Source organism: Pseudomonas sp. UW4, assembly GCF_000316175.1.
Lineage (GTDB): Bacteria > Pseudomonadota > Gammaproteobacteria > Pseudomonadales > Pseudomonadaceae > Aquipseudomonas > Aquipseudomonas laurylsulfatiphila.
In genome coordinates this window covers 4,905,270-4,917,370 of sequence record NC_019670.1, presented here as the reverse complement: position 1 = coordinate 4,917,370, position 12,101 = coordinate 4,905,270, and the positions used below count along the sequence as shown (strand labels likewise).

The 12,101-nt window shown below is 60.5% G+C and carries 10 protein-coding genes; 2 read left to right on the top strand and 8 right to left on the bottom strand.

Annotated features, from left to right (window positions below):
- Positions 1 to 2: 2 nt before the first annotated feature.
- From gcvH to arcD (PPUTUW4_RS21690), 7 genes are all read right to left on the bottom strand, one after another.
- Positions 3 to 386 carry a glycine cleavage system protein GcvH gene (gene gcvH / locus PPUTUW4_RS21720; protein ID WP_015096590.1) on the bottom strand — a complete coding sequence of 128 codons (384 nt, stop codon included), beginning with the start codon at positions 384 to 386 and terminating at the stop codon, positions 3 to 5.
- Between the two features lie 430 nt (positions 387 to 816).
- Entirely contained in the window at positions 817 to 2,325 is a 1,509-nt protein-coding gene (locus PPUTUW4_RS21715) for a sigma-54-dependent transcriptional regulator (protein WP_007977290.1), read from the bottom strand.
- A 202-nt stretch (positions 2,326 to 2,527) separates the two neighbouring features.
- Positions 2,528 to 2,890: a DUF5064 family protein gene (locus PPUTUW4_RS21710; protein ID WP_015096589.1), complete on the bottom strand. Its 363-nt coding sequence runs from the start codon at positions 2,888 to 2,890 to the stop codon at positions 2,528 to 2,530.
- 12 nt (positions 2,891 to 2,902) lie between these two features.
- A complete protein-coding gene (gene arcC / locus PPUTUW4_RS21705) occupies positions 2,903 to 3,832 on the bottom strand; it encodes a carbamate kinase (RefSeq protein ID WP_007977288.1) in 930 nt (309 codons plus the stop codon).
- A 154-nt stretch (positions 3,833 to 3,986) separates the two neighbouring features.
- Positions 3,987 to 4,997, bottom strand: a complete 1,011-nt coding sequence (locus PPUTUW4_RS21700; protein WP_007974406.1) for an ornithine carbamoyltransferase — start codon at positions 4,995 to 4,997, stop codon at positions 3,987 to 3,989.
- An 82-nt stretch (positions 4,998 to 5,079) separates the two neighbouring features.
- Positions 5,080 to 6,336, bottom strand: a complete 1,257-nt coding sequence (arcA, locus tag PPUTUW4_RS21695) for an arginine deiminase (RefSeq protein WP_015096588.1) — start codon at positions 6,334 to 6,336, stop codon at positions 5,080 to 5,082.
- Between the two features lie 33 nt (positions 6,337 to 6,369).
- Entirely contained in the window at positions 6,370 to 7,797 is a 1,428-nt protein-coding gene (arcD, locus tag PPUTUW4_RS21690; protein WP_015096587.1) for an arginine-ornithine antiporter, read from the bottom strand.
- Positions 7,798 to 8,207: 410 nt separating this feature from the next.
- Between arcD (PPUTUW4_RS21690) and arcD (PPUTUW4_RS21685) the strand changes: the two genes are divergently transcribed.
- Together arcD (PPUTUW4_RS21685) and PPUTUW4_RS21680 are read left to right on the top strand one after the other, a co-directional pair.
- Complete coding sequence (arcD, locus tag PPUTUW4_RS21685; protein ID WP_015096586.1) at positions 8,208 to 9,635, top strand: arginine-ornithine antiporter; 1,428 nt, start codon at positions 8,208 to 8,210, stop codon at positions 9,633 to 9,635.
- Entirely contained in the window at positions 9,632 to 10,495 is an 864-nt protein-coding gene (locus tag PPUTUW4_RS21680) for a DNA-3-methyladenine glycosylase (protein WP_015096585.1), read from the top strand. The genes arcD (PPUTUW4_RS21685) and PPUTUW4_RS21680 overlap by 4 nt, the downstream gene beginning before the upstream one ends.
- A 112-nt stretch (positions 10,496 to 10,607) precedes the next feature.
- Here the strand turns inward: PPUTUW4_RS21680 and PPUTUW4_RS21675 are convergent, their stop codons facing one another.
- Positions 10,608 to 11,954 (bottom strand): CoA transferase, encoded by a 1,347-nt coding sequence (locus PPUTUW4_RS21675; RefSeq protein ID WP_015096584.1) that lies wholly within the window; start codon positions 11,952 to 11,954, stop codon positions 10,608 to 10,610.
- Positions 11,955 to 12,101: the final 147 nt, after the last annotated feature.

Genomic DNA, 12,101 nt, shown 5'->3' with positions numbered 1-12,101 from the left:
CCTCAGGCTTCGGCTTGGGCTTTGATCAGGCGGTCGTAGGCGTCCTGATCCAGCAGTTGGCCGACAGCGCAGGCATCGGCAGGTTTGAAACGGAAGAACCAGCCTTCACCCAGCGGATCTTCGTTGACCAGCTCAGGGCTGCTGTCCAGCGCCGGGTTCACTTCCAGCACTTCGCCGTCCAGCGGCATGTACACGCCGCTGGCAGCCTTTACCGATTCCACGGTGGCGGCTTCGGCGCCTTTGTCGTAGGACTGCAGCTCAGGCAGTTGAACGAAAACCACGTCGCCCAGGGCGTTCTGTGCGAAAGCGGTGATGCCGACCGTGACGCTGCCGTCAGCTTCGGTGCGCAGCCATTCGTGATCTTCAGTAAAACGCAACTCGCTCATGGAAACTCCTAAGGGGCCAGACTCGTCTGGTGGACGCGATTGAATGCTTGGGCGATGCCCTGGTTATGGAGAACTACATAGCAAGAACGCGGCCAATGTTGTTTTTATTGTTATTGATCAATGATTTAGGCGGTTGTGACAAAGATAGAAATTCATTCGCTGTAGCGAAATCGATACGGCGTATGTCAATGATAAAAGCCGAGGTGGATCAAAGCCTTGCACAGCCGTGATCGGAGAGGTGTGTAGCGATATCGTTCCGCTGTAGCGCTTTCAGTACAGATGGAGGTCGTTTTTGGCGCGATTTTCAGATCAGCTGCTAACCCTGTGGGAGCGAGCCTGCTCGCGAAGGCGTAGTGTCAGGCAATATTGAAGTGACAGATCCACCGTATTCGCGAGCAGGCTCGCTCCCACAATTGTTCGGTGTCAGGTCTCAGGCTTTGCCGGGAATGCCGTACTTGCGCAACCGATGGGCAATCGCGGTGTGGGAGGTTTGCAGGCGGGTCGCCAGTTGCCGGGTCGAGGGATAGCTGACGTAGAGTTTTTCCAGCAGGGTCTTCTCGAATTCGTCCATGGCCTGTTCCAGGCTGTCGACGTCATGGTCGCCCTGGCGGGCTACCGAGGTGCCGGCGATGTCGAGGTCACCAATGTCCACCAGGCTGCTTTCGCAAATCGCCGCGGCGCGGAAGATCACGTTCTGCAATTGCCGCACGTTGCCCGGCCAGCGGTTGCCCAGCAGCGCCGGGTAAGTGCCTGGCGCCAGGCGACAGATCGGGCGCTGGATCTGCGCACAGGCCTGCTGCATGAAGTAGCGGGCCAGCAGCAGGATGTCCTGGCCGCGCTCGCGCAGGGGCGGGACTTCGACGTTGAGGACGTTGAGGCGATAGAACAGGTCTTCGCGGAACAGGCCTTCGCTGACCATTTTTTCCAGGTCGCGGTGGGTGGCGCTGAGGATCCGCACGTTGACCTTGACCTCACGGTCACCGCCGACCCGGCGAAAACTGCCGTCGTTGAGGAAACGCAGCAGCTTGGCTTGCAAATACGGCGACATCTCGCCGATTTCATCGAGAAACACCGTGCCCTGGTTGGCCAGCTCCATCAGCCCTGGCTTGCCGCCACGTTGCGCGCCGGTGAAAGCGCCGGGGGCGTAGCCGAACAGTTCACTTTCGGCGAGGTTCTCCGGCAATGCCGCGCAGTTCAACGCCAGAAAGGGTGAGCTGTGCCGGGCGCTGATGGCGTGACAGGCACGGGCCACCAGTTCCTTGCCGGTGCCGGTTTCGCCCTGGATCAGCAGCGGTGCATCGAGGGCCGCCACCCGCTGGGCGCGCGCCTTGAGGGTGCGGATCACCGGGGACTCGCCGAGCAGGGCATCGAAACCTTCGGCGTGGTCATGGTGCAGTGCGGAAAGACGTTCGCCGATGCGGTTCGGCTGGTACAGGGTCAGCAGGGCGCCGGCGTCGGTGATCGGTGTGGCGTCGAGCAGGAAGGTCTGGCCATTGACGATGATTTCCCGCAGCGGCAGGCGAAAGCCGTGTTCGAGCAGGGCGTCGAGCAAGGCCGGGTCGGCAAACAGCTCGGCCACACTTTCACCATTCGGTTCGCGGCCGTACAGGGCGATCAACGCCGGGTTGGCCAGCAGCACCTTGCCGTCGCTGTCCAGTGCCAGCACCGGGTCGGTCATGGCGGCAAGCAGCGCGTCGAGCTGCAAGTGCCGACGCTGGCCGGGCAGGATGTCGACCACCGTCACCGCTTGCACGCCACGCACGCTGAACAGGGCATCGCGCAGTTCTTCGAGGACTTGCGGGCTCAGGGTCGGGGCGTCGATGTAAACATTGGGCGGGACCATTTCCACCGCATCCAGGTTCAGATTGCGCCCGCCAAGCAGGGCCAGGACTTCCTGGGTGATACCGACGCGGTCGATGAAGCTGACGTGGATACGCATGGGGCGGTTTTGGTTCTGCAGTGCGGAGGGTGGCAAGTATGCCTTGGGGCGGGCTAATGGTGAAATTTTGAAACTGATTTGCAAGTGTCCACCGAACCAATGTGGGAGCGAGCCTGCTCGCGAAGGCGTCGTATCAGGCACCATTGATAGTGACTGATACACCGCCTTCGCGAGCAAGCCCGCTCCCACAGGGAAATGTGGGCTACTCGAAGCTCTCGAGATCTATCGGGTCGCCGGATTTCATATTCAGCTGCTTGCGGATGTCTTCGAACATCAAATCGTAATGCTTGTGCACCGAGCCGATCTGGCTATGTGTCTTTGGGATACCGTACTTCTCTGCGATTTTCGTCACGTTGTTGGCAAAGTTGTAGGCCTCCTCCTTAGGCAGGAAGAAGGTCTCTGTCATCGCCTTTCCCTGCATGCTGCCATGCATGGTGAACTCGATCCCTTTGCCTTTCTTGGGATCCTGCGCGACCTTATAGTCGAGGTGCACGTTATAGCTGACATCATCCTTGGTCAGCGCGTGACGCTCGATGTGCAAGTGGCCTGGCTCAAACATTGCCATATACGTCTCTCCTTACAAGTAAATAATGCCCGGTGTCGCCGTGCTGATGCGCGTACCGGCCTTGCCCTGGACGATCGCTTCGATGTCCGCGAGCGAGCCAATCACCGCCACTTTTCCAGTATGGCGCGCGAATTCGCAGGCTGCCTGCACCTTCGGTCCCATGGAGCCGGCGGCGAAGCCGAGTTTTTCCATTTCGTCGGGGTGTGCCTGGGCGATGGCTTTCTGCGTGGGTTTGCCAAAGTCGATGAAAGCGGCGTTGACGTCGGTGGCGATCACCAGCAAGTCGGCTTCAAGCTGTTCGGCCAGCAGCGCCGAGCACAGGTCCTTGTCGATGACCGCTTCGACGCCCTCGAGTTTGCCGGGCGAGGTATACATGGTCGGAATGCCGCCGCCGCCGGCGCAGATCACGATGCTGCTTTTTTCCAGCAGCCATTTGATCGGACGGATTTCGAAGATGCGCTTGGGTTTCGGACTGGCGACCACGCGACGGTACTTGTCGCCGTCCGGGGCAATGGCCCAGCCTTTCTCGGCGGCGAGTTGTTCCGCCTCGGCCTTGCTGTAGACCGGGCCGATGGGTTTGGTCGGGTTCTTGAAGGCCGGGTCATTGGCATCGACTTCGACCTGGGTCAGCAGGGTCGCGAAGGGCACTTCGAAGTCCAGCAGGTTGCCCAGTTCCTGTTCGATGATGTAACCGATCATGCCTTCGGTCTCGGCACCGAGCACGTCCAGCGGGTAGGGCGAAACCGAGGTGTAGGCCGCCGCCTGCAATGACAGCAGGCCGACCTGGGGGCCATTGCCGTGGGCGATGACGAGTTGGTTGCCGGGATGGATCTTGGCGATCTGTTCGGTGGCGATCCGGATGTTGGCGCGCTGGTTGTCAGCGGTCATCGGTTCGCCGCGGCGGAGCAGGGCATTACCGCCCAGAGCAACGACGATACGCATGGTGTCAGTCCTTCTAAACAGGGGAGAAGTGGATGACTCGATCCATTGTGGGAGCGAGCCTGCTCGCGAAAGCGGTGTGTCAGTCAACATCAACTTTGAATGTCAGACCGCAATCGCGAGCAGGCTCGCTCCCACATTGACCGGGATCCAGTCTTTAGAGGTCAGCCAGCGTCGACACCAGAATCGCCTTGATGGTGTGCATGCGGTTTTCCGCTTGCTCGAAGGCGATGCAGGCCGGCGACTCGAACACGTCATCGGTCACTTCGATGCCGTTGCTCAGGTGCGGGTACTGCTCGGCAATCTGCTTGCCGACCTTGGTATCACAGTTGTGGAACGCCGGCAGACAGTGCATGAACTTGGTGCGCGGGTTGCCGGTGGCTTTCATCAGTTCGGCGTTGACCTGGTACGGCAGCAGTTGCTGGATGCGTTCGGCCCAGGCTTCAACCGGTTCGCCCATCGACACCCAGACATCGGTGTGGATGAAGTCGACGCCCTTGACCGCCGCTTTCGGGTCTTCGGTGAGGGTGATGCGCGCGCCGCTTTCTTCACCGTACTGTTTGCAGCGGGCGACCAGGTCGTCCGCCGGCCACAGGGCTTTGGGTGCGCAGATGCGCACGTCCATGCCGAGCTTGGCGCCGATCAGCAACAGCGAGTTGCCCATGTTGTTGCGCGCGTCGCCGAGGTAGGCGTAGCTGATTTCGTGGATCGGTTTGTCGGCGTGTTCACGCATGGTCAGCACGTCGGCGATCATTTGTGTCGGGTGATACTCGTCGGTCAGGCCGTTGAACACCGGTACGCCGGCGAACTTGGCCAGCTCCTCGACGATTTCCTGCTTGAAGCCACGGTACTCGATGGCGTCGTACATGCGCCCGAGCACGCGGGCGGTGTCCTTCATGCTTTCCTTGTGGCCGATCTGCGAGGAGTTCGGGTCGATGTAGGTGACGTTGGCGCCCTGGTCATAGGCGGCGACTTCAAACGCGCAGCGGGTGCGGGTCGAGGTTTTTTCGAAGATCAGCGCGATGTTGTTGCCCTTGAGATGCTGCTGTTCGGTGCCGGTGTACTTGGCACGCTTGAGGTCGCGGGACAGGTCGAGCAGGTAGCGCAATTCGCGAGGGGTGTGGTGTTCCAGGCTCAGCAGATTGCGGTTATGGATGTTGAACGCCATTTTGGATCTCCTAAGGTGTCGGTTATCCCCTTGGTCCGTGCATGCCCTTGGGTAGAGGGCAGCGCGGGCCAAGGCTAATAGGTTAGTAGTCAATCGGATCGCGGATGATCGGGCAGGTCATGCAGTGGCCGCCGCCCCGTCCCCGGCCGAGTTCGCCGGCGCTGATGGTGATGACCTCCACCCCGGCCTTGCGCAGCAGGGTATTGGTGTAGGTATTGCGGTCGTAGCCGATGACCACGCCCGGCTCCACGGCCACCACGTTGTTGCCGTCGTCCCATTGCTCGCGTTCGGCGGCGAAGCTGTTGCCGCCGGTTTCCACCACGCGCAAGGCTTTGAGGTTGAGGGCCTGGGCCACGGTGTCGAGGAAGTTGGTTTCTTCGCGACGGATGTCGATGCCGCCTGCCTTGCTTTCATCGGGACGCAGGGTGAAGGCGACAATCTGGTTCACCACTTCCGGGAAAATCGTGACGAGGTCGCGATCGCAGAAGCTGAACACGGTGTCCAGGTGCATCGCCGCGCGGGATTTCGGCAGGCCGGCGACTATCACTTTCTCCACGGCCTTGTTCTTGAACAGGTTCACCGCCAGTTGGGCAATGGCCTGGCGCGAGGAGCGTTCGCCCATGCCGATCAACACCACGCCGTTTCCGATGGGCATCACATCACCGCCCTCAAGGGTGGCGTTGCCGTGGTCCTTGTCCGGGTCGCCGTACCAGATCTGGAAGTCGGCGTTGGTGAACTCGGGGTGGAATTTGTAGATGGCGGTGGTCAGCAGGGTCTCCTGACGGCGCGCCGGCCAGTACATCGGGTTGAGGGTGACCCCACCGTAGATCCAGCAGGTGGTATCGCGGGTGAACTGGGTGTTGGGCAGCGGCGGCAGGATGAAGCTTGAGTGGCCGAGGAAATCGCGGAACATCTCGATGGCCTTGCCGCCGAAACTGGTCGGTAAGTCGTCGCCCGATACGCCGCCGATCAGGAACTCGGCGATGTGACGTGGCTCCAGGCTGCGCAGCCACGACGCGGTTTCGTTGATCAGGCCCAGACCCACCGAGTTGGCGGTGATCTTGCGCTCCAGAATCCAGTCCAGGGCTTCGGGGATGGCGACGATGTCGGTCAGCAGGTTGTGCATTTCCAGCACATCGACGTTACGTTCGCGCATCTTGGTGACGAAGTCGAAGTGGTCGCGCTTGGCCTGGGCCACCCACAGCACATCATCGAACAGCAGTTCATCGCAGTTGTTCGGGGTCAGCCGCTGATGGGCAAGGCCTGGGGAGCAAACCATGACTTTGCGCAGTTTGCCGGCTTCGGAATGGACGCCGTACTTAACTTTTTCCGTGGTCATTACAGTGATCCTCCAGATGACAAAACAATTGCATTACAGGGTCAGGAAGCCGTCGTAGAGACCGTAGGCCGCCACCACGGCGCCGACGACCACCGCAGCGAAAATCAGCTTCTCGACGTTGGTGAAAACCGGTTTGTCGATTTCCAGCTTGGCCTTGGCGAACAGGATCACGCCGGGGGCGTAGAGCAGGGCGGACAGCAGCAGGTATTTGGTGCCGCCGGCGTACAGCAGCCAGATCGCGTAGACCAGGGCCACGGCGCCGATGATGAGATCTTTCTGCCGACCGCCTGAGGCGCCCTCGTAGGTTTCGCCCCGCACGGCCAGCAGCAGTGCGTAGGCTGCCGACCACAGGTACGGCACCAGGATCATCGAGGTGGCGAGGTAGATCAGCGACAGGTAAGTGCTGGCCGAGAACAAGGTGATGATCAGGAAGATCTGCACCATGGCGTTGGTCAGCCACAAGGCATTGACCGGTACATGGTTGGCGTTTTCCTTGCGCAGGAATGCCGGCATGGTGTGGTCCTTGGCAGCGGCGAACATGATCTCCGCACACAGCAGCACCCACGAGAGCAACGCCCCCAACAGCGAGATGATCAGGCCGACGCTGATCAGCACTGCGCCCCAGTGGCCGACCACATGCTCCAGCACCGCCGCCATCGACGGGTTCTGCAATTTGGCCAGTTCCGGCTGGGTCATGATCCCCAGCGACAGCACGTTCACCAGCACCAGGAACAGCAATACGGTGACAAAGCCGATCACGGTGGCATTACCCACGTCGCTGCGTTTTTCCGCCCGGGCCGAAAAGATGCTCGCGCCTTCGATGCCGATGAACACCCACACGGTGACCAGCATCATCTTGCGCACCTGATCCATCACGCTGCCCAGGTCCGGGTTCTTGAGACCCCAGATGTCAGCGGTGAAGATGTCCAGTTTGAAGGCGAACAACGCGATCAACATGAACAGCACCAGCGGCACGATCTTGGCGACGGTGGTCACCAGGTTGATGAACGCTGCTTCCTTGATGCCTCGCAATACGAGGAAGTGCACGGCCCACAGCAACACCGACGCACCGATTACCGCGGCGACGGTATTGCCTTCACCGAAAATCGGGAAAAAGTAGCCGAGGGTGCTGAACAGCAAGACGAAGTAACCAACGTTGCCCAGCCAGGCACTGATCCAGTACCCCCAGGCGGACGAGAAGCCCATGTAGTCGCCGAAACCAGCCTTGGCGTAGGCGTAGACCCCGCCGTCCAGGTCGGGTTTGCGATTGGCCAGAGTCTGGAACACGAACGCCAGGGTGAGCATGCCGACGGCGGTGATTGCCCAACCGATCAGAATGGCGCCGACATCGGCACTGGCGGCCATGTTTTGCGGCAAGGAAAAGATCCCGCCACCAATCATCGAACCGACGACTAAAGCAACCAGTGCGCCGAGTTTTAGTTTTCCGGGAGCTTCAGACATTGCATGACTCCAATGCAGGAGAAGAGAGGCCAGCAGATTAATTCCGTTGGTTATCCAATCAGCTGACTTGGATCACTAAATGAGAGCGTTCCCAGTTTGTTGGCGGAGTGCCATCACTTCAAGGCGGCTGCTTGTAATGCTTGATTTAGAGCCTTCGAGTGAATTATTTCAGTTAATTTGTATTCTGTTTCGAATTATGACGCTAGTTGGTTTTTCAGAATTCGCCAATCTTCTTCGAGGGTTTTTGTACAAAATTGATGTATTGGAAAAGCGTATACAACAAATGATTATATCGGCGCCTCTAATAGCCGTTTTGTGCAAGTAAAAAGACATAGGTTGGCGTTATCCAATAAACGTTATTACGCTTCAACAGTTTAGTTGACGCCCCCCGGAAAAATGGAGATGCAACGATGTCGCAATCACCGAGCAAGCTTCGCCTGAGCGCATTGATCGCCCTGGTGGTGGGTTCGATGATCGGTGGCGGGATCTTTTCCCTGCCGCAAAACATGGCCGCCAGAGCCGATGCCGGAGCGATCCTGATCGGTTGGGCGATCACCGCCGTCGGCATGCTGACCCTGGCGTTCGTGTTCCAGACCCTGGCCAATCGCAAGCCGGAGCTGGAGTCCGGGGTATATGCCTATGCCAAGGCCGGGTTCGGCGACTACATGGGCTTCTCGTCCGCCTGGGGGTACTGGATCAGTGCCTGGCTGGGCAACGTCGGCTATTTCGTGCTGCTGTTCAGCACCCTTGGTTATTTCGTTCCGGTCTTTGGCGAAGGCAACACGCCGATCGCCATCGCCTGCGCTTCGGTGCTGCTCTGGACCGTGCATTTTGTGGTGATGCGCGGGATCAAGGAGGCCGCGTTCATCAACCAGGTAACCACCGTGGCCAAGATCGTGCCGTTGATCATGTTCATCGTGATTGCCGCCGTGGCGTTCCAGGCGGACATCTTTACCCTCGATATCTGGGGGCGTAACAACCCGGAATTCGGCAGTGTGATGGATCAGGTTCGGCACATGATGCTGGTCACCGTGTTCGTGTTCATCGGTATCGAGGGGGCCAGTGTCTATTCGGCCCGGGCGGAGAAACGTTCCGACGTGGGCCGGGCGACGGTGATCGGGTTCATTGGGGTATTGGCACTGCTGGTGCTGGTGAACGTGCTGTCGCTGGGGATCATGACCCAGCCGGAACTGGCGAAACTGCAGAACCCCTCGTTGGCTGCGGTGCTTGAGCATATCGTCGGCCACTGGGGGGCAGTGCTGATCAGCGTCGGCCTGGCGATCTCGTTGTTGGGTGCATTGCTGTCCTGGGCGCTGCTGTGCGCCGAAATCCTGTTCGCCACGGCGAAAGACAAGACCATGCCGGCATTCCTGACCAGGGAAAACGCCAACCGTGTGCCGGTCAATGCAATGTGGCTGACCAACTCGATGATCCAGTTGTTCCTGCTGATCACGCTGTTTTCCGCCGGCACCTACACCAGTCTGATTTATCTGGCGTCATCGATGATTCTGGTGCCGTACCTGTGGTCGGCGGCCTATGCGGTATTGTTGTGCGTGCGCGGGGAAACCTACCAGCAGGCAAGCGCCGAACGCAGCAAGGATTTGCTGGTTGGCGTCATCGCCTTGAGTTACGCGGTGTGGTTGCTGTACGCCGGTGGCCTGAAGTATTTGCTGCTGTCGGCGTTGCTGTATGCGCCGGGTGTGATCCTGTTTGCCAAGGCCCGCCATGAACAGGGCATGCCATTATTCACGACGCTCGAGAAAGGCATTTTCACCGCGGTCATCGGCGGCGCCGGGCTGGCGGCTTATGGGTTGTATAGCGGGTTGCTGAGTCTGTGAAGCTGCTGCTGACGTATCAGCCACCCTATGACTGGCCGGCCATGCTGGGATTTTTGTCGGCTCGGGCGATTGCAGGACTGGAAACGGTTGCCGACGGCGTCTACTCGCGCAGCATCGATCTGAAGGGGATGCACGGCAGCTTTTCTATCCGGCCTGCCACGTCTGACGCCCTTGAGCTGAGGCTGGACTTTCCCGACCCGAGCGCCGTGCCCGACATCGTCGCAAGCGTGCGGCGGATGTTCGATCTCGATGCCGACCTCGCCACCATCCATCGGCATTTAGCGGGTGATCCGCTGATGGCCCGGTTGATTGCCGAGCGTCCCGGACTGCGTGTGCCGGGGGCGTGGGACGGGCTGGAACTGGCGATCCGCGCGGTGCTGGGGCAGCAGATTACGGTGGTCGCGGCGATTCGCCTGGCGGGGAAACTGGTGGCGCAATATGGCGTGCCACTGGGTAAGCCGTTAGCGGGTTTGAGTCATGTGTTCCCCTCGGCGCAGGTGCTGGCGCAGGCCGATCTGGCTGCGTTGGGCATGCCGAAAAGCCGAGGGCGGACCTTGTCGGGTGTGGCTCAGGCATTGCTTGATGACCCGCGATTGTTCGAGCCCGGTCGGGAGGGGGGCGTAGCGCGGTTGCTGGCGTTGCACGGGATTGGTGACTGGACGGCGCAATACATTGCGTTGCGCCAGTTGCGGGAGATGGATGGATTTCCCAATGGCGATGTGGGGCTGGTCAATGCGTTGGCGGCACTGGAGGGTGGGCCGGTGACGGCGAAGCAGCTGTTGGCGCGGGCGGAAGCGTGGCGGCCTTATCGAGGGTATGCGGCGCAGTTGCTGTGGACTTCGTTGAGTCGGGTGGACTGAGTTGATCCGGGTTTTTTGTTGCCTCTTCTGGCGTCATCGCGAGCAAGCTCGCTCCCACAGGGGACCGCGATCACATGTGGGAGCGAGCCTGCTCGCGAAGGCGATCTGACAGTCACCACTGCGCGGGATGTGAACCCAGTTCCGTTGCCGGCAGCGCCCATTGCAACGGCGTCGCCGTGATCTTCAGCGGCACCTGCAACCGATGCGCCGGCCCCCAGGACGTTTGCTCCACCAGCGTCCCCAGATCCTGTTGATCTTCGCCACGCAACGACTCGTCCGGGCCGGGCCCATGCTCGATCAACAACTTCGCCGTGCGCGCCAACGACAATCGCGCCGAGCCACCTGTACCGTCGCTCAACCGTTGCGCCAACAACCTGATCGCACTGGCCGCCATCAAATACCCGGTGGCGTGATCGAGGGCTTGCACGGGGAGCGGTGTCGGCTTGTCGCTACTTTTCCAACGCATGCCCGCTTCGGCAATGCCACTGCTCATCTGTACCAGGCTGTCGAAGCCCCGGCGATTTTGCCAGGGGCCACTCCAGCCATAGGCGTTGAGGCAAACATCAATCAAGTCCGGGTTCAGTGACCGGCGTTGATTCGTGCCCAAGCCAAGTCGCTCCAGCGCATCGGCACGATAGCCGTGGAGCAGAATGTCGGTGTCCTTGAGCAGGGATTCGAATACGTCGCGGTCGGACTTGTCGCTCAGATCAAGACGCGCACAACGTTTTCCCAACGTGACTTCCGGCACCACCCCCGGCTCGTTCCAGGTCGGCGGGTCGATGCGCAGGACATCGGCGCCCAGGCCTGCCAGAAAGCGGCTGGCGATGGGGCCTGCCAGGACCCGGGTCAAGTCCAGCACCTTGATGCCGGCCAGTGGTCGAGCCACTGAACCTGTCCACGGTTTGCTGCCCTGGCCGGGGTGGCTGGTGAGTTGAATCAAGGGCTCGGCATTGACCGCCTGGCCTTGAGGATGGACCTGCCATTGATCCCAGGTGCGCATTTCGGCGGCACAACCACCGGCATCGACCACTGCCTGTTCCAGCTCGCTTTTCGCCCATTGCGCTACTTTGTCGGCCATCGCTGCGCGGTCGGCACAGGCACCGAGCACGCGTTCGGCAGCGGCGCGGTGATGGGGGGCGTTGGTGTGCAGGCGAATCCAGCCGTCGCGGGTGGCGTAGTCACCGGCCACCGCGTCCCACAGCGGCGGAACGGTCCAGCCTATGGGGCGAATCGAGGTCGCGAACCAGAAGGACGCCAGACGTCGGTCAACTTCAAGGTTTGGCAGGCGTCCGGTCTGTTGGTGCAGCAGTTCGCTGGCGGCCTGGCCGGCGGCGGCGATGCTCGCGCAAGCCAGTTCGGTGACGGCAAATGCCGAGGGCAGGGCGCCCGTGGCGGTGAACGAGATCGGGGTGTTGGGCAAGCCGAGCGCGGCTTGAATGGACGTGAGCAGATCAGTCATCGAAGGCCCTCCGGAGCGAGAGCCAGATCTTAGATCAAATCAGGTGACAAGCCAGATGAAACCTGTGGGAGCGAGCCTGCTCGCGAAGGCGAAGTGTCAGCCACATTGATGTTGCATGGGCTGCCGTCTTCGCGAGCAGGCTCGCTC